The organism is Acinetobacter sp. CFCC 11171 (assembly GCF_003268405.1).
In the GTDB taxonomy this organism is placed as follows: Bacteria; Pseudomonadota; Gammaproteobacteria; order Pseudomonadales; family Moraxellaceae; genus Acinetobacter; species Acinetobacter amyesii.
On the sequence record NZ_LQXP01000006.1, the window covers coordinates 105,941 to 124,608 of the forward strand.

16 protein-coding genes, 1 pseudogene and 1 riboswitch are annotated in these 18,668 nt (G+C 40.6%); of the genes and pseudogenes, 14 read left to right on the top strand and 3 right to left on the bottom strand.

What is annotated here, in order from left to right; genetic code table 11:
• Window positions 1-420, top strand: a complete 420-nt coding sequence (gene cueR, locus AVJ20_RS04980) for a Cu(I)-responsive transcriptional regulator (RefSeq protein WP_111884371.1) — start codon at window positions 1-3, stop codon at window positions 418-420.
• 66 nt (window positions 421-486) lie between these two features.
• Entirely contained in the window at window positions 487-681 is a 195-nt protein-coding gene (locus tag AVJ20_RS04985) for a heavy-metal-associated domain-containing protein (protein WP_078190942.1), read from the top strand.
• Window positions 682-746: 65 nt separating this feature from the next.
• Here AVJ20_RS04985 and AVJ20_RS04990 read toward each other — a convergent pair whose 3' ends face one another.
• Window positions 747-1,352, bottom strand: coding sequence for a TetR/AcrR family transcriptional regulator (locus tag AVJ20_RS04990; RefSeq protein ID WP_078190941.1), 606 nt, complete (start codon window positions 1,350-1,352; stop codon window positions 747-749).
• 606 nt (window positions 1,353-1,958) lie between these two features.
• Here AVJ20_RS04990 and AVJ20_RS05000 point away from each other — a divergent pair.
• The 4 genes from AVJ20_RS05000 (at window position 1,959) to AVJ20_RS05015 (ending at window position 7,183) form a co-directional block, all read left to right on the top strand.
• Window positions 1,959-3,737, top strand: coding sequence for an acyl-CoA dehydrogenase C-terminal domain-containing protein (locus AVJ20_RS05000; RefSeq protein WP_111884373.1), 1,779 nt, complete (start codon window positions 1,959-1,961; stop codon window positions 3,735-3,737).
• Window positions 3,738-3,838: 101 nt separating this feature from the next.
• The gene (locus AVJ20_RS05005) at window positions 3,839-5,008 is read left to right on the top strand and encodes a thiolase family protein (protein ID WP_078193795.1); all 1,170 of its coding nucleotides are present in this window, start codon (window positions 3,839-3,841) and stop codon (window positions 5,006-5,008) included.
• A gap of 133 nt (window positions 5,009-5,141) precedes the next feature.
• Complete coding sequence (locus AVJ20_RS05010; protein ID WP_171319206.1) at window positions 5,142-6,641, top strand: succinate CoA transferase; 1,500 nt, start codon at window positions 5,142-5,144, stop codon at window positions 6,639-6,641.
• 224 nt (window positions 6,642-6,865) lie between these two features.
• Window positions 6,866-7,183 carry a hypothetical protein gene (locus AVJ20_RS05015; protein WP_111884393.1) on the top strand — a complete coding sequence of 106 codons (318 nt, stop codon included), beginning with the start codon at window positions 6,866-6,868 and terminating at the stop codon, window positions 7,181-7,183.
• Window positions 7,184-7,272: 89 nt separating this feature from the next.
• On the opposite strand, the gene AVJ20_RS05020 is transcribed toward AVJ20_RS05015, so the two are convergent.
• The gene (locus AVJ20_RS05020; RefSeq protein ID WP_111884375.1) at window positions 7,273-7,974 is read right to left on the bottom strand and encodes an HAD family hydrolase; all 702 of its coding nucleotides are present in this window, start codon (window positions 7,972-7,974) and stop codon (window positions 7,273-7,275) included.
• Window positions 7,975-8,164: 190 nt separating this feature from the next.
• On the opposite strand from AVJ20_RS05020, the gene AVJ20_RS05025 reads away from it, so the two are divergent.
• The 8 genes from AVJ20_RS05025 to uca all read left to right on the top strand — a co-directional run bounded on the left by AVJ20_RS05025 (window position 8,165) and on the right by uca (window position 18,252).
• Window positions 8,165-9,058 (top strand): LysR substrate-binding domain-containing protein, encoded by an 894-nt coding sequence (locus AVJ20_RS05025; RefSeq protein WP_111884376.1) that lies wholly within the window; start codon window positions 8,165-8,167, stop codon window positions 9,056-9,058.
• Between the two features lie 182 nt (window positions 9,059-9,240).
• Window positions 9,241-10,275: a taurine ABC transporter substrate-binding protein gene (gene tauA / locus AVJ20_RS05030; protein WP_111884377.1), complete on the top strand. Its 1,035-nt coding sequence runs from the start codon at window positions 9,241-9,243 to the stop codon at window positions 10,273-10,275.
• A gap of 10 nt (window positions 10,276-10,285) precedes the next feature.
• Window positions 10,286-11,071 (top strand): taurine ABC transporter ATP-binding protein, encoded by a 786-nt coding sequence (locus tag AVJ20_RS05035; protein ID WP_111884378.1) that lies wholly within the window; start codon window positions 10,286-10,288, stop codon window positions 11,069-11,071.
• Window position 11,072: 1 nt separating this feature from the next.
• Window positions 11,073-11,939 carry a taurine ABC transporter permease TauC gene (gene tauC, locus AVJ20_RS05040; protein ID WP_111884379.1) on the top strand — a complete coding sequence of 289 codons (867 nt, stop codon included), beginning with the start codon at window positions 11,073-11,075 and terminating at the stop codon, window positions 11,937-11,939.
• A 30-nt stretch (window positions 11,940-11,969) separates the two neighbouring features.
• The gene (tauD, locus tag AVJ20_RS05045; RefSeq protein WP_111884380.1) at window positions 11,970-12,815 is read left to right on the top strand and encodes a taurine dioxygenase; all 846 of its coding nucleotides are present in this window, start codon (window positions 11,970-11,972) and stop codon (window positions 12,813-12,815) included.
• A 271-nt stretch (window positions 12,816-13,086) separates the two neighbouring features.
• A riboswitch (guanidine-I (ykkC/yxkD leader) is annotated at window positions 13,087-13,198 on the top strand.
• 28 nt (window positions 13,199-13,226) lie between these two features.
• Window positions 13,227-13,964 (top strand): urea amidolyase associated protein UAAP1, encoded by a 738-nt coding sequence (locus AVJ20_RS05050; RefSeq protein WP_111884381.1) that lies wholly within the window; start codon window positions 13,227-13,229, stop codon window positions 13,962-13,964.
• A 15-nt stretch (window positions 13,965-13,979) separates the two neighbouring features.
• A complete protein-coding gene (locus tag AVJ20_RS05055) occupies window positions 13,980-14,645 on the top strand; it encodes an urea amidolyase associated protein UAAP2 (RefSeq protein WP_111884382.1) in 666 nt (221 codons plus the stop codon).
• Between the two features lies 1 nt (window position 14,646).
• Window positions 14,647-18,252, top strand: coding sequence for an urea carboxylase (gene uca / locus AVJ20_RS05060; protein ID WP_111884383.1), 3,606 nt, complete (start codon window positions 14,647-14,649; stop codon window positions 18,250-18,252).
• Between the two features lie 23 nt (window positions 18,253-18,275).
• Here uca and AVJ20_RS05065 read toward each other — a convergent pair.
• Window positions 18,276-18,668: pseudogene (locus AVJ20_RS05065) on the bottom strand (hypothetical protein); the annotation flags it as partial.

Consider the following 18,668-nt stretch of genomic DNA (forward strand, 5'->3'; position numbering starts at 1 on the left):
ATGAATATTGGACAAGCAGCGAAAGCTTCGGGCATTTCTGCAAAAATGATCCGTTATTATGAATCGATTGGGCTGTTAAATAATGCACAGCGCACCGATGCCGGCTATCGAGTTTACTCGGAAGCCGATATTAAAACCTTGAGTTTCTTAAGACATGCGCGTGATTTAGGTTTTTCTTCTGAACAAATGAAAGATTTACTTGGGCTTTGGAAAAATCAAAGTCGGCAAAGTGTAGAAGTTAAAGCATTGGCGTTAAAACATATCCAGACCTTAAATCAAAAAATCGCAGACTTACAGGCCATGGTTGAGATCTTGCAACAATCTGTAGATGGCTGTGCCGGTAATGATCAAGCCGATTGTACGATTTTAAATCAAATCGAAACGGGCATGGCTGAGTGCTGCCATACAGCAAAGATTTAAATCCGCTTGACCTTACAATCGTGGCAAGGTTTATAGTGTTGTTATTAGAAAAGAAGGATGAATATCATGAAATTTCGTATTGATAATATGACATGCGGTGGTTGTGCCCGTAGCGTAACAGCAACGATTAAAGACTTAGACGAAAATGCAACGGTCACTATTGATGTAGCTACAAAATTAGTTGACGTTGAATCTAGTGCCAGTGCAGAGCAATTGATTAGCGCTTTAACCGAAGATGGCTTCCCACCTGTGATTGCATAACCTAGATATTGTTTAATGAAAAAAAAGCCGAACAATTGTTCGGCTTTTTTATTTATAAATCAATTCTATACGGCTGAAATTTTATCTGGCGTCATCAGCGCCTGATTAATATATAGCTTGATTAAGCGTTCACGTGAACCGATTGATTTTTGATAATGCGTTGAATTGAGGAGTAGGGATGCACCATAAGTGACCGTCCAAATATAAGATAAATAATCACGTATCGACATTGCGCTTTCAAGTGATTTTAGATAATCACTGGTCATATCCTTAATTTCAATAATACGTTCTTCACGAACACGATAGAGCTCTTCAAATAACTCTTTTAATTTACGTTCATTATTGGTTAAGCGTTCTTCAATGACATGTAATAATATAGTTCTATTAGAATTCAACATATTATAAAGCATATATTGTGAAACATAAGTTTTAATATCATGATTATATTTTTTTGAAATTTCTAATAATCGTTTTTCATTTAAGATAATCAGTTCTAAATATAATTGGTTTTTACTTTTAAAATGTTTATAAATCGTGCCTTTGGCAATATCTAGTTCACAAGCTAACTCACTTAAGGTGATGTCTTGATTATTATCTAATAGCAGGGTTTCTGCCATGGCTAAAATTTTTTCCTTGCGAAGGATAAAATTTTGTTGGCGTACTGAACTCATGATAACTGTTCCATAAACATCTTGAGGGTGAACAAGCCTAGCTTAAGCTAAATCTTGTGAATCTTACATTCCACTATGGTCTCAAATATTACATAAATTGGTTTAAAAATAAACACATTAGTAGAGTGCGTAAAACATATAGAATTCATAGCATAAAATTAATGTCAATAAAACTGAACCCTTGAGGTCATTTTTTTGAAATAAAATTCCATTTTTATTTTTTTTAATTTATTGTCTTTTCGCTTTTACAACAAAAGCAGCATTTAACAAAACGGTCTTGGTTGTTATGTTATTAATACAATCTAAATTAAACATGATTATAGGTACTATTATGTTTGGTTTTAATCAATTACCAATTATAAATTTAGTCAATTCAATAAATTTATTTAATTGTAATAAAATAATGCTGCTCAAAATATCAGGTGGTTATTTTCCACTTGTCGGTAAAAACACGTTATCTATATTCTTTTTAGATATCTATCTGAAAAAACAGATCTTTAAAAAATCCACACAAAATTGATTTGATGATTTTGTGCGGGAGCGTGCAACTTTAAAAAAAGTACTTTGTCAAAGACGCTGACAAAGCCTGTAGAAAAGGAAAGTACAATGCCAATATACAATGCGCCGTTAAAGGACATGGACTTCATCTTAAATGATGTATTCAATGCAGATGAGTTCTGGCAGTCAAATGAAAACTTAGCTCATATTGATATGGCGACTGCAAATGCCATTTTAGAAGAAATGGCTAAGTTTTCTAAAAACGTTATTCTAGACTTGAACCGTACTGCAGATGAAGAAGGTGGTGCGCAGTTTAGTAATGGTGTTGTTACTACGCCTACAGGGTTTAAAGACGCTTTTAAACAATTCGCTGAAGGTGGCTGGGTTGGTTTAGGCGCTTCTGAAGAATGGGGCGGCCAAAACATGCCGAAAATGTTGACAGTACTTGCTGACGAAATGATTTGGAGTACCAATCCATCATTTATGTTGTATCCACTACTGACTGTGGGTGCAGGTATGGCGATTAATGACCGTGCTTCGCAAGAGCAAAAAGAAACCTATCTTCCAAAATTTTATACGGGTGAATGGTCAGGCACTATGTGTTTAACTGAACCACATTCAGGGACTGATTTGGGGATCATTAAAACCAAAGCAGAGCCGAATGAAGATGGTTCATTTAATATTACAGGCACGAAAATTTTCATCACTAGTGGTGAACATGATCTGTGTGAAAACATCATCCATCTTGTGTTAGCAAAAACGCCAAATGCACCTGCGGGTTCACGTGGTATTTCATTGTTTATCGTTCCAAAATTCCATGTCAATGCCGATGGCTCAGTCGGTGAACGTAATGCTGTTTCAGCGGGTTCAATTGAACACAAGATGGGTATTAAAGGTTCTGCAACGTGTGTTATGAACTTTGATGGTGCCAAAGGTTATATCGTTGGTAAAGAAAACGAAGGTCTTGCGGCGATGTTTGTCATGATGAACTATGAACGTTTATCGATGGGTATCCAAGGGATTGGCGCTGCAGAATTTGCTTACCAAAATGCTGCACAGTATGCGACTGATCGTCTACAAGGTCGTTCTGCGACAGGTGTGAAATCTCCTGAAAAACCAGCAGACTCTATTTTAGTACATGGTGATGTACGTCGTATGTTGTTGAATGTACGCGCCAACAACGAAGCATCTCGTGCATTTGCTGTGTATGTTGGCCAGCAACTGGATATTACAAAATATTCAACTGACGAAGCTGCTGTGAAAAAAGCCAATGACCGCGTGGCTTTATTGACACCTATTGCAAAAGCCTACCTAACAGATACAGCCCTACAAGCTACTTTAGAAGCGCAAATGTGCTTTGGTGGTCATGGCTATATCCGTGAATGGGGCATGGAGCAATGCATTCGTGACTTACGTATTTCGCAGATTTACGAAGGCACAAATGGCGTACAAGCGATTGATTTAATTGGACGCAAAACCACGAAATGTAATGGTGCATTTATTGCCGAATACATTGCTGAAATTCGTGATTTTGCTGCAACCATGGCTGATTCAAAAGTTAAATCTGCAGCATTGCAAGTTTCTGACGAAGTTGAAGCATTAACGCAATTCATTGTAGAACAATCTAAGACCACCCCAGACTTTAGCAGTTCGGTGGCAGTCGATTACCTGCACGCTGTTGGTTTACTCAGCTTCGTTTATATGTTTGCACGTATTAGCAAAGCTGCGGCTGCAAAACCAGAGAGCTTCTACCAAAACAAATTGGTACTCGCAGATTTCTATGTTGAGAAAGTTCTACCTGACCTTGCTGCCCGTGCTCAACGTATTAAAGCAGGTTCTGAACTTATCATGCAGCTATCTGAAGAATACTTCACCGCTCAATCTTAAGGTTTCATCGAAACCACTGTGAAAAACATTAAGATGGAAAATCTGAGGAACCAGTCATGGTTCCTTGGGGTTAAAAGATTTAAAACAGGATGAAATAAGAAATGATTGTAATTGTAGATGGCGTACGTACAGCGATGGGTGGTTTTCAGGGTTCACTTTCATCTTGTACAGCCCCAGACTTAGGTGCTGCAGCGATTCAAGCTGTTGTTGCACGTGCAGGTTTAGAACCTACAGATATTGACGAAGTTATTTTTGGCTGTGTATTACCGGCTGGTCTTAAACAAGGTCCTGCACGCCAAGCGATGCGTCAAGCAGGCTTACCAGATACAACGGGTGCCACCACGATTAATAAAATTTGTGGTTCAGGCATGAAGGCAGTGATGCAAGCAGCTGATGCGATTAAAGCCGGTTCGGCCAATATTGTGGTTGCAGGTGGTATGGAGTCGATGTCAAATGCGCCATATTTACTTGAAAAAGCGCGTTCAGGCTATCGTATGGGTCATGGTAAAACCACAGACCACATGTTCCAAGAAGGCTTAGAAGATGCTGAGACAGGTTTATCGATGGGTATTCTGGCACAAGATATGGCAGATAAAAAAGGCTATACCCGTGAACAGCAGGATGCTTTTGCCATCAACTCACTCAATAAAGCCGTTGCAGCGATTCAAGGCGGTTTCTTCAAAAATGAAATCGTGCCAGTTACTGTTAAAAGCCGTAAAGGTGACGTCGTTGTTGACACAGATGAACAGCCATTAAGTGCTAAGCCTGAAAAAATCCCAACACTGCGTCCTGCATTCAAAAAAGACGGCACGATCACAGCTGCCAATGCCAGCTCAATTTCTGACGGTGCATCTGCTTTGGTGGTTACATCAGAAGAAACGGCTCAAGCACGTGGTTTAACACCACTGGCAAAAGTCGTTGCTTATGCTACAAATTCACAGCATCCGTCAGAGTTCACGATTGCTCCAGTCGGTGCTATTGAGAAAGTACTTGCACAAGCCGGTTGGGATGCACAAGAAGTTGACCTGTGGGAAGTCAATGAAGCATTTGCCATGGTTACAATGCTGGCGATTGATGGATTTAACTTAGATGAAGCAAAAGTGAACATTCATGGTGGTGCTTGCTCACTTGGTCACCCACTAGGTTCATCAGGTTCACGTATTATTGTGACGCTGATTCATGCCTTAAAACGCACTGGCGGTAAAAAAGGTGTCGCAGCACTGTGTATTGGTGGCGGTGAAGCAACTGCAATTGCGGTTGAACTGATTTAATTTGCCTCAATTTATATAAGTAAGCTTTTAGATAAGTACGTTTTTAGATAAGCAATAACAAACGCTATCTCAGTTCGCTGGGATGGCGAAAAAAGATGTTTATTTTGAGATATTTATTTTTTGAGATTTAATTATGAATGGTTTAGATCGCATTCGCTTACTCTCCCTTCGCGACAAAGTAATGTCTGCTGAAAAAGCGATTGAGTTAATTCAAGATGGTTCAGTGGTTGGTTTAAGTGGTTTTGGTGGTGCAGGTGAGGCAAAGACGGTTCCATTGGCACTTGCAGATCATGCAGTTTCACATCCTCTTCGTATCACGTTGGCAACGGGTGCTAGTTTAGGAAATAGTATCGATGGTCGCCTCAATGCGGCGCATGCGATAGAACGTCGTTATCCGTATCAGGCAGATCCTGGTTTACGTAAAGCCATTAACGCTGGCGAGGTCATGTATATTGACCAACACTTGTCTGAAATGGCCGATAATATTCGTCATCATAATTTACCGCGCATTAATGTGGCCGTTATTGCAGCGACTGCAATTACAGAAGATGGTCAAGTTATTCCGACAGGTTCATGTGGTAACTCAGCCAATTTCATTGAAATGGCAGATCATGTGATTATTGAAATTGATAATACGATTAACCCAGTGCTCGAAGGTGTACATGATATTTATGTGCCGAAAGCGCGACCAAACCGTGGGCCAATTCCACTGACTCAGGTCGGTGAACGTATCGGTACGATTGGGATCAATGTCAGCCCCGATAAGATTTCAGCTATTGTGTTGAATGATCTGCCAGATACCCAGTTTAAAATGGATGAACCTGATGCTGAAACCCTAGCGATTGCTCAGCATCTGATTGATTTCTTTGAAGGTGAAGTAGCAGCAGGACGTTTGCCTGAAAATTTAGGGCCGCTACAGTCAGGTGTGGGTTCGATTGCCAATGCTGTATTTGCTGGTTTTGAGCATTCGAATTTTCATGATTTGGAAATGTATTCAGAAGTACTACAAGACTGTACTTTCCAGCTAATTGATTCTGGAAAAATGAAATTTGCCTCAGGCTGTTCAATGACGCTGTCTGAGCCTTGCGCACAGCATGTGATGAACAATTTTGATCAGTACAAAGACAAAATTGTGTTACGTCCACAAGAGCTATCTAATAACCCTGAAATCATTCGACGTTTAGGCATAATCGCGATTAATACTGCGCTTGAGTTTGATATTTACGGAAACGTAAATTCGACCCATGTGACGGGTACCAAAATGATGAACGGAATCGGTGGTTCAGGAGACTTTACTCGTCATGCGCACATTGCCATTTTCGTGACTAAGTCGATTGCAAAAGGCGGTGCGATTTCATCTGTGGTGCCAATGGTGAGTCATACCGACCATACTGACCATGACGTTGACATCGTAGTTACAGAGCAGGGCTTGGCAGATTTACGTGGTCTTTCACCACGTGAGCGCGCACGTAAAGTCATTGAAATCTGTGCACATCCAGATTATCGCGCAGCATTGTTGAGCTACTTTGAACGCGCATGTGAGCTTGGTGGTCAAACGCCGCATATTTTAAAAGAGGCTTTGTCTTGGCATGCCACTTTTGAAGAAACCGGTTCAATGCGTCAAATCGTATAAATCTAAAGATTGAAAATATTTAAATAAGCCCACGATCAAGTGGGCTTATTTATTATGAAAGACTACAAATGTTTCAAAACATGACAAAAGAAAAACAGCAGGACTTGGTTTGCAACTTTTGCACAACATGAACGGTCTTAAGTTCTCTTCAAGGCTTTCTATAATGCAAAACTCATTGACAAAGAAGGGTCAGTATTTTGAAAAAGATTCAATTATTTCCTGCGATGTTGTTCGCAGTTCTCCTCACTGCATGTAAACAAAGTCCAGCGCCTGATTATGCTGGAACATGGCAAAATACCGCAGTAGATCCGCAACTTGAAAATGCGCTGATTATTAGTAAAAATGGTGAAAACTATTTCATTACCAATACTTTAAAAGATAAACAAAGTGGTAAATCTGAAAAGAAAAATCCTGTACCTGCATCTGTCGCTGAATCTGGTTTACTGGCTGTAAACTCTGGGACAGGTGCTGTTGAATTTGCGATTGACGAAAAAACGGGAAATTTAGTCGGGTCTGGATCCATTTATAAAAAAGTAAAATAGATCAATTATCTATTGATGCAAAAATATCAAAAGCAGCCTCTAAGTTGGGCTGCTTTTTAACTTTTAAGCGAACGCTTATTTACTTTAACTTAGTTCAGAACCGAAGAGAAATCATGGATAAAATAATCCGCTTTATTTTTGATTTGCTCAATTTCGTGCTCTGAATATGCATCATACACGGCAACCACTTCAATGCCTGCTGCATTTGCAGCTTCTACACCAATGAGTGAATCTTCAAAAATTAAACATTCTTCAGGTCGAACTGCAAAATGTTCAATCGCCTGTAAATAGACTTCAGGATGCGGCTTAATATTTTTGACACTTTCACGGGTCAGGATCAGATCAAAGCTATTTTCAAAATGCAGCATTGGATAGATGTTAATATTTTTTTGATATCGATAAATATTTTGCAGGCTGGTAGTGGTGGTAATTGCCACCTGAATGCCTTGCTGAATGAGCTGTTGAACAAATAACGCTGCATGTGGTTTAAGCAAGATGATATGTTCTAAAAAATGCTGTGAAATGGCATAACGTTGCTGTTTGATTTCATCTGCCGTATGTTGTTCAATCTTATAAGTATCTTTTAGATAGTTACAGTACATTAAGTAAGGGTCTGGTGTATTTTTAAATAATTGCAGCTGAATGTCACGTTCACGTTGAATTAAACCCAGTTGGATGGTTTGTCCAGTTAACTGTTGAATCAAATCTGCGTCGACCTGATTCCACACGCCAACAGAGTCGATAAGTGTGCCATCTAAATCAAAACAAACCAGTTTTTTTCCTTGAAGCATGTTGATATCCAAATTCGTGCTGGGTCTATTATGCGGACTGATTGGGGTGTTGAAAAGCCAAATGCAACTGAGCAGGCTAAACTGGCGTTTCATCTGCAATAAAAGTAATATTTCGTTATTGGCTTTTTGTATAATTCAGCAGATGATGCACAGCATAACTTGCAATATTTAATTAGGGATTAAATCTTTCGTGTTTGAATTGGACTGTAAACTTCTTAGCATTTTTTTTCATGTTTATAAGTACAAAAATGTGTCACAAGCTGCTGAACACTTGCAGATGAGTCAGCCTACAGTCAGTAATATTTTAAATAAAATACGACAGCATTATAACGACCCCTTATTTTTACGTATCGGCAATGAAATGGTGCCTACGGAGTTATCGCGTCAATTATTTCCTTTAGTCAGCGAAGCCTTGAGTAAAGTTGAAGCTATTAATAATTTTACGATTAATTTTGATCAAGCCATTTCAGATCAACAATTTACTTTGGCCATGACCGATGTTTCGCATTTGGTTTTATTGCCTAAAATCAGCCAATATCTAAAAAAACACGCGCCACAAATACGTCTAAATGTACGCCCGATTACCACTGAAACCAGTTATCAGATGGCGAATGGTGAAATTGATTTAGCATTGGGGTTTTTACCGCATTTGGAAAGCGGCTTTTATCAGCAAAAACTGTTTGAGCAATATTATGTGGTGATTGCAGCTAAGGATCATCCACGATTAACGGGTGACACCATTACAACTGAGCAATATTTATCAGAGTCGCACATTGATATTGATGCAGGGATGGGGCATTACCATATTGAAAATGAGCTGCTTAACCTTGATTTAAAACGTAATATTTTGATGCGTTTACCTAGTTATTTAGGTGTAGGCTTAGTCGTGCAAGACACTGATGCGATTGCTACTGTGCCTTATTACTTGAGTGAAGTATTGCTTTCGCGCGGTAACTTAAAAATATTTGACGCACCGATTGCATTTCCAACCTATGGCGTGAAGCAATATTGGCATATGTCCTGCCATCATAAAACCAGCCATCAATGGCTACGTCATATGTTCCATGAAATCTTAGTGAAGTAAAAAATATCATTAAAAGATCTCGCGCAGAAAATTGATTGCTAGACGTTTAGTGAATAAAAGCATAAGTATTCCACTAATCGATAAATGCAATTTTGTGATAAATATTGTCAATTAACTTATTTTTCATCATAAAGCTGACTGATTAGTATGTGAATCAGTTATCACTTTTTTATGAAAAAAATATGAGCGGCAAATCTAAACCTTTAATTATTACGGCGATCGTCATTGTGGCGATCGCTGCTTTCGTATATTTCCAAGCTAAAAAATCTACTCCTGACACTTCAACGGCTGTAATTGCGCAAAAAGATCAGAAAGCGGTAGTTATTGCCTATCAAACTGGTGTTGATCCGAGCAAAGTGGCGCAGGCCAATGGCGATTATGAAAAAGACAGCCAACAAAAAATTGAGTGGAAAAAATTTGATACGGGCGCAGACGTTGTAAATGCTTTGGCATCAGGTGATGTCAGTATTGGCAATATTGGTACCAGTCCTTTAGCTGCTGCCGCCAGCCGTGATTTACCTATTGAAGTGTTTTTTATCGCAGCAAAACTGGGTGCTTCAGAAGCCTTAGTGGTGAGCAATAAATCAGGCATTCAAAAACCTGAAGACTTAAAGGGTAAAACCATTGCTGTCCCTTTTGTTTCTACAGCACATTACAGCCTGCTTTCTGCATTAAAGCATTGGAATTTATCTGAGGCTGAGGTCAAAATTATTAATTTGCGCCCGCCTGAAATCTCAGCAGCGTGGGAACGTGGTGATATTGACGCGACTTATGTATGGGAACCCGCTTTAAGCAAGGCGAGTGCCACAGGTAAAGTTCTGACCGATTCTAAGCAAGTTGCAGAATGGGGCGCACCAACCTTTGATGTATGGGTGGTTCGTAAAGACTTTGCAGAGCAAAATCCAGAGTTTTTAAAATCTTTCGTTCAAACTTCTTTAAAGAAAATAGATGAATACAATCAAGATCCGAAAGCGTTTGAAGCGAATACTGCTTATATCAATAGCATTGCGCAATTAACCGGTTCTGATGCGAAAGATATTCCATTGCTGCTATCTGGCAATATTTATTTGAACCAGCAGCAGCAAGCTCAAAGTTTCAGCACAGATTTTGCCAAGAATATTTTAGATACAGCAACCTTTTTAAAAGCCCAAGGCAAAGTAGATAAAGTCAAAGCCGATTACAAGAGCAATGTGACAGCATTATTTGTTCAGCCTTAAGGATGTGAAAATGAGTATCTTAAAAGCGGAAAATATTAGCCTGACCTATCCTGAACATGAGGTGGCTGTACTAAAAAATATCAATTTGGACGTGCCTGAATCGACTTTAACGGTTGTACTTGGCGAGTCTGGCTGCGGCAAAACGACGCTTTTAAATATTTTGGCGGGTTTTCAACAGGTGAGTGCAGGCCAAGTCAAAATTGATGATGAAGTTTTAACTGGCCCAGATGCAAGACGAGCAGTGGTCTTTCAAGAACATGCTTTGCTGCCGTGGCTTAATGTGGCAGAGAACGTGGCATTTTCCTTGAAATTAAAAGGCTTAAAAAGTACGGAGATAAAGTCACAAGTTGCATCTATTTTAAATACCGTCGGGCTTTCGCATGTGGCAAATGCCAATATTTGGGAACTTTCAGGCGGTATGAAACAGCGCGTCGGTATTGCACGTGCCTTGATTAGTCATGCACCGTTTATTTTGCTGGATGAACCTTTTGCCGCACTCGATGCATTTACCCGAGAAAGCATGCAGGAGTTTGTGCTGAATTTATGGATTAAAGAGAAAAAAGGGTTCTTTTTAATTACCCATGATATTGAAGAGGCGCTTTTATTAAGCAATCAATTGGTGCTGATGACAGCGCGCCCGGGGACGATTGTTGAAACGCTCAAGCTAGATTTTGCTGAGCGCTATAGAAACGGTGAATCTATACGTGCAATTAAATCTGATCCGCAGTTTATTCAGCTACGTGAAATGTTGTTTGAACGCTTAAAAGCGCAAAAATTACATGCGGTGGAGTCTTAATATGAATACACAAATTCAAAAATTAAATAAGGCTCATCTAAGCGAAAATCGTGAAGAAGTAGCAACATTAAACAGAAGTTCCTCTCTTTCTATATTTAGAAAAAAATTACCACTTATTGTAAGCATCGGCAGCGTGCTGAGCTTGCTTGTACTTTGGTTTGTCGTAACCACTTTGAAAATTATTCCTGAGCTGTTTTTACCAAGTCCAGCAGCGGTATGGCAGAAGTTTATTGAAGTCAGCCAGCAAGGTTTTATGAAAGCCACGCTTTGGCAGCATTTGGCTGAAAGTATTGGCCGTGTGTTTAGCGCACTCATTGCTGCCATTGTGATTGGTGTACCGTTAGGTTTATGGATGGGACTCAACAAATGGGTACGTGCCGTATTTGATCCACTAGTCGAGCTACTTCGTCCCATTCCACCGCTTGCGTATTTACCGCTATTGGTGATTTGGTTTGGTATTGGTGAAACCACCAAAGTGCTACTGATTTTCTTTTCTATTTTGGCGCCAATTATTATCAGCAGTGTCCATGGTGTGATTAGCCACCAAAAAAACCGTGAACGCGCAGCATTATCTTTAGGCGCAACGCGCTTGCAGGTTTTGCAATATGTGATTTTACCAACAGCTTTGCCGCACATATTAACGGGTGTGCGTATTGGCTTGGGTGTGGGCTGGTCAACACTGGTGGCTGCAGAGTTGGTTGCTGCTGATCGCGGTATTGGTTTTATGGTGCAGTCAGCTGCTCAGTTCTTAATTACAGATACTGTGATTCTTGGAATTATTGTGATCGCGATTGTCGCAGTTAGTTTTGAGTTATTTTTACGTTGGCTGCAAAAGCAGTTGGCGCCTTGGTATGGCCAACAGCTGTAAACAGATTTAGAGATTGAAGAAGATTTGATTATGTCATTGCAAGCGAAGCAAATTAACCCAAACATTGGCGCCGTTATTGAAGGTATCGATTTAAACCATGCCGATACACCGGTGCTGCTGGAAATAAAACAAGCACTATTGCAGCATCAAGTGATCTTTTTTAGAAAGCAGGCGCTTAGCGCACAGTCGCAAGTGAGGTTAGCAAAAACCTTTGGTACTTTGCATATTCATCCGATTTACCCTGCGATGGATGATGCGCCAGAAGTGATTGTACTGGATAGCCACAGACAAGATTTAAGAGACAATGACCTTTGGCATACTGATGTGACCTTTAGTCAGACACCGCCATTGGGCTGTGTGCTGCAAGCGATTAAAATCCCTGAGTTTGGTGGGGATACGCTCTGGGCCAGCGGTACAGCTGCTTTTAATGCACTCAGTAAAGATTTAAAACAGCAACTACGCGGTTTAACAGCAACACATGATATACGTAAATCTTTTCCATTAGAGCGCTTTGGCACAACAGCAGCAGACCGTGAAAGGCTTGAAAATAGTTTCCGTAAAAATCCGCCAGTAGTGCATCCGGTCGTACGTACACACCCCGAAACTGGTGCTGAAGTGTTGTTTGTGAATGAGGGATTTACAACACAAATTAATGAATTAAATGCACAAGAGAGCGATGCATTGCTGACATTCTTGTTTGAACATGCAGTGAAGGAAGAATTTCACTTGCGCTGGAAATGGCAAGAAGGTGATGTCGCTATTTGGGACAACCGCTGCACGCAGCACAAAGCGCTGTTTGACTATGGTGATGCGCACCGCATTATGCATCGTGCAACTGTGAATGGCTCGGTACCATTTTATAAAGCAGTCAGTTAATGCAATAAAAAAGTCCTGAATAATCAGCATAAGCCCAATGCCCATATTGGGCTTTTACTTTTTTGAAAGATAAATTTTTAGAAACAGCCCCAAAATATTCATTTAATGCACAAGGATGATGCATCGTTCAAATGCACATAGGTTCAATAATAGAGCAAAAAAGTGTTAGCCCAATAATTTACATGCAGCGCTATACAGTCAAAAGATCGGTATTACTATTTTTTAAAACCGTAATACTAAATTGGCATAGCCTTTGCTTTTCTACTTACATCATAAAGTGATCTAGGGTTCCGATACATTTCTATGTATGACTGCGACCGAGAGTTCACGGCTTCGTTTTAATTCAAAGCAAAGCTGCACGGAGGGATAAAAGCCCGGGAGGTAAACCGTAAAAGATTGGGGTAGATGCACATGAGCACAACAACTTATCACGAAGATCAAGTCCTTTGGACGGAACGTTTACCGGGTGGACATCACTGGTCAGCACGCATTCAGCGTGGGGCAGTATTACAGCTTAAATCACTTGGGCAAAATGCCAATGTGGCGCTGTACTGTGTAAATAGTGAAGATAAGCTTGAACGCTACAACATGCCAGACAGCTTAAAAGGGCAACACACGGCGTATTTAAGTACAGGGCATATTTTGGCGTCGGATTTAGGCCGTGCCATGATCTCGATAGTCAAAGACGATCACGCTTGGAATGATGCGTTTTGTGCACCAAGTACCGCATCACAAATTGAAAACCAATTTGGCAGTAAAACTTTCCAAGATGCCCGTAATGATATGTACCGCAACGGCAAAGACTCTTTATTGCTTCAGATGACCAAATTCGGCTTATCTGCAACAGACCTCAGCAGTACTTTAAATCTGTTTTCTAAAGTCCAACCAGATGACAATGGCAACTTGAGCTATGTGGCATCTGACAATACGAATCACTTGATCGAACTACGCTTTGAAATGGATTGCTTGGTGTTCTTATCATCCGCGCCACATGCCTTAGATGACAGGACAGAATATGCACCTGCCGATGTTCAGTTGTCTTTATACAAAGCACTTCCTTTAAGCGACAGCGATGTATGTCGTGATTCATGTCCGCAAAATCAGCGTGCATTTCAAAACAATAATCGTTACTACGCACTCAGCGCTTAATTGGGGGAATACAACATGACAGCTTTAGCCAATTTACAAAACAGCTTAGAAAAATCAGTCCTTAACGAAGTTTGTCCTGCCGGTGAAGCATGGATGTGCGAAGTCAAAAAAGGGCAATATTTCCGTATTGTGGATTTAGAAGGCAACCAAGCGGTGGATACGCTCTTTATCTCAGCGTCAAACCCTGAAGAGCGTTATAGCGCAACAGATACTTTAGCCATCAACCAACAGATTTATTTAGAAAAAGGCACGACTTTATATACTAACTTCGGTAATAAAATTGCCACCATTCATGATGATAACTGCGGTCGTCATGACACTTTAGGCGGGGCATGTTCATGTGAAAGTAACACCGTTCGTTATGCACATGACAAATATCCAATGCACAGTTGCCGTAACAATTTCATGATTGCATTGTCTCAGCATCCAATTGCCAAAAAACACGGCTTAAACGTGCGTCACATCGGGCCAAATATTAACTTCTTTATGAATGTGCCAGTGACCTCTGAGGGGCATCTAAAGTTTGATGATGGTATTTCTGCACCGGGCAAATATGTTGAGATTAAAGCCGAAATGGATTTGATCGTGCTGATCTCCAACTGCCCACAACTGAATAATCCTTGTAATGCCTATAACCCAACTAAAATTCAATTGATCATCCGTGAAGGCGAGGACGCATAACATGTTTAATAAAGTATTAATCGCCAACCGTGGTGCAATTGCCTGTCGTGTCATTCGTACCCTTAAAAAATTAGGTATCCAATCGGTTGCAGTCTATTCAGAGGCCGATCGTGATTCACTCCATGTGACTTTGGCTGATGAAGCGGTGTATATCGGTGAAGCACCAGCCAGCCAAAGCTACTTAAACGTTGAAAAAATCTTAGATGTTGCTAAACAAACCGGAGCACAAGCCATTCATCCGGGTTATGGCTTCTTGTCTGAAAATGCTGAATTCTGTGATCTGTGTGAATCACAAGGCATTGCTTTTATTGGACCAAATTCTGCGCAGATGCGTGCCTTTGGTCTGAAACACACGGCACGTGAACTTGCGATTCAAGCCAATGTACCGTTACTTCCGGGTAGTCAGTTATTGGCGGATGAAGCTGAAGCACTGCTTGAGGCCAATCGTATTGGCTATCCTGTGATGCTGAAAAGTACGGCCGGTGGCGGTGGTATTGGCATGCGTTTGGTCTGGAACGAAACAGAGCTGAAAGATGCTTATGCAACAGTATCTTATTTAGCCCAAGCCAACTTTAAAGATGCAGGTTTGTATCTTGAAAAATTCGTACAAAATGCCCGTCACATTGAAGTACAAATTTTTGGTGATGGCAAAGGTCAAGTGATTGCGCTCGGTGAGCGTGATTGTTCAGTACAACGTCGTAACCAAAAAGTGATTGAGGAAACCCCAGCACCGCATATCAATGAGGAGCAACGTGCTTATCTTCAAAATGTTGCCATTCAACTGATGCAATCGGTGAACTACCGTTCTGCCGGTACGGTTGAATTCGTGATGGATACCGACACGCAAGAATTCTATTTCTTGGAAGTGAACACCCGTCTACAAGTTGAACATGGCGTGACCGAGCAAGTCTTTGGTGTGGACTTGGTGGAATGGATGGTGACATTAGCCAGCGGTGACTGGACTGCACCAACTGAACCATTAGAATCGAAAGGTCATTCGATTCAAGTACGTTTATATGCTGAAGACCCAATCAAAAACTTCCAACCAAGTGCCGGTTTACTGACACATGTTGAGTTTGATGCTAATGCCCGTAATGAAACATGGGTAGAAACAGGTTCAAATGTATCGTCCTTCTATGATCCGATGATTGCTAAAATCATTGTCACAGCAGACGATCGTGCGTCTGCAATTCAAGCCATGACCGAAACACTTGCCAAAACATCGGTTGCAGGCATCGAAACCAATCTTGAATATCTACAAAATATTATCGACTGCGATGTATTTAAAGCCTGTACGCAAACCACACGTTTCTTAAATACATTCGAGTGGAAAACTCAAAAAATTGAAGTGTTGCAATCAGGCATTCAAACTTCTGTGCAAGATGTCACAGGTCGTTTGGGCTACTGGGATGTCGGTGTGCCACCATCCGGTGCGATTGATCCATTATCACTGAATGTTGCAAACCAGTTGCTTGGCAATGCCTATAACACTGCAGGGCTTGAATGTACGCTACAAGGTCCGACTTTAAAATTCCATTGTGACAGCCAAATCGTGCTTGCCGGTGGCGATATGCCATCAACCCTAGATGGTGTGTCTGTACCGATGTGGCAGACCGTGAATGTGCGTAAAGGTCAGATTCTAAAATGTGGCAAAATTGCGACAGGTTGTCGTACCTATATTGGGATTAAAGGCGGTTTGAATGTACCTGAATATCTAGGCTCACAAGCAACCTTTACCTTAGGTCAATTTGGTGGTCATGCAGGTCGTAACTTACTGATTGGCGATATGCTTCCAATCACGGCATTTACAAGTGATGAAGTGAAAAGCCTTGCACCTGAGCAAATCCCATCATTTAGCCATGAATGGGAAATTGCGGTGATGTATGGTCCACATGGTGCGCCTGATTTCTTTACCAAAAATGACATTGATACCTTCTTTGCCAATACCTTTGAAATTCATTTTAACTCAAGCCGTACCGGTATCCGCCTGATTGGGCCAAAACCTGAATGGGCACGTGAGGATGGCGGTGAAGCAGGCCTGCATCCATCCAATATTCATGACAATGCCTATGCCATTGGTGCGATTGATTTCACGGGCGATATGCCGATTATCTTAGGTCCAGATGGTCCAAGTCTCGGTGGTTTCGTTTGTCCTGCAGTGGTGATTAATTCTGAACTTTGGAAACTCGGTCAATTGAAAGCAGGAGACAAAGTCAGATTTATACCTGTGAGTTATCATCAAGCGAAACTTTTAAATGAAAAATATCATGCGCAATTAGAAGCAAATGATACGCAGGCTGTGGCATTTGATGAGTCATTTTATCCTGAACTTTCCACCTTAAAAAATGCAGTGCTTGATACTTTAAAAGGTCAGAATGGCTTGCCGGATGTGGTGTATCGTCCTGCGGGCAATAACTACATGTTGGTGGAATATGGTGAGTTAGTTTTAGATCTGAACTTACGTTTCCGTATTCATGCACTCATGCAATGGGTTCAAAAGCAGAATATCACAGGGATTATTGACCTCACACCGGGGATTCGTTCACTGCAAATTCATTTTGATTCGATCAAGTTTGATCAAATTGATTTACTGCATTTATTACAAGTTGCTGAAGCTGAACTGCCTGATGTGACCCAAATGCAAGTACCGTCACGGACTGTGTATTTACCACTTGCTTGGGAGGATTCACAAACCCAGCTAGCGACAGAGCGTTATATGCAAACCGTACGTCCAGATGCGCCATGGTGTCCTGACAATATTGAGTTTATCTGTCGTATTAATGGTTTAAAAGACAAACAAGCGGTCAAAGATGTGGTTTATGACGCCAGTTATTTGGTCATGGGTTTGGGCGATGTGTATTTAGGTGCACCTGTGGCAACACCACTTGATCCTCGCCAGCGTTTAGTCACCACCAAATATAATCCTGCACGAACTTGGACACCTGAAAATGCTGTCGGTATTGGCGGTGCCTATATGTGCGTGTACGGTATGGAAGGTCCGGGTGGCTATCAGTTTGTGGGTCGTACCACGCAAATGTGGTCTCGTTACCGTCAAAACCCTGACTTTGAGCAAGGTATGCCGTGGTTACTCCGCTTCTTTGACCAAATTAAGTTTTATGAAGTTTCAGAAGCTGAACTGATGCAGATGCGTGAGGACTTTAAAGCTGGTCGCTTAAAACTCCGTGTAGAAGAAGGTGTATTGAACCTAAAAGAATACAATGAATTCTTGACTGAAAATGCAGAATCAATCTCAGCATTTAAATCCGTCCAACAAGCCAATTTTGATGAAGAACGTCGTCGTTGGCATGAAGCTGGGCTTGCAGAGTATGTTTCTGAAAGCTTAGATGCTGTAACTGATGATAGTGATGTTCAAATTCCAGAAGGTGGTTGTGCTGTGGAATCACACATGCCGGGAAGTATTTGGAAAATTGAATGCAAGTCAGGTGATATTGTTGAAGAAGGTGCAACGCTTGCGGTGATTGAAGCGATGAAGATTGAGATTCCAATTGTTGCACCTGAACGTATGAAGGTTTCTGAAATTACCATTGAAAAAGGGCAAACAGTGAAAACAGGGCAGGTGTTGTTTACTTTGTCGCCAGTGGCTTGATGAGATAGTAATAAAAAGACCGCTTAGGCGGTCTTTTTTTCTAATTCAACTAAACCAAATCTTTCCTCGATTTGATTAATGAATTGAAGGAATTCATTATTTCCTTGTTGATCTGTGCAACTTTCAATAATTTCCTCACATGTACTATTTCCCCATAATTTTTCAATTAAATTACTTTTTTTAATAGCAATATATTCGGATAAAAGAGGAGTTAAAAGCACTTTTTGATCAGAGAATTTATCAGGAGTATAGTTAAGTCTGTTATTAGATACTCTAAATATGACATTAGGATGTAGATAGTTTTCACACTCTCTTTTTTCAGTTAAATGAAAAACTATATTGGGATATTTTGCTTTTACATTTAAATTTTGTTGATGTTTTTGACAGCTTTGTCCATCATTATCTGAATCAAAAAA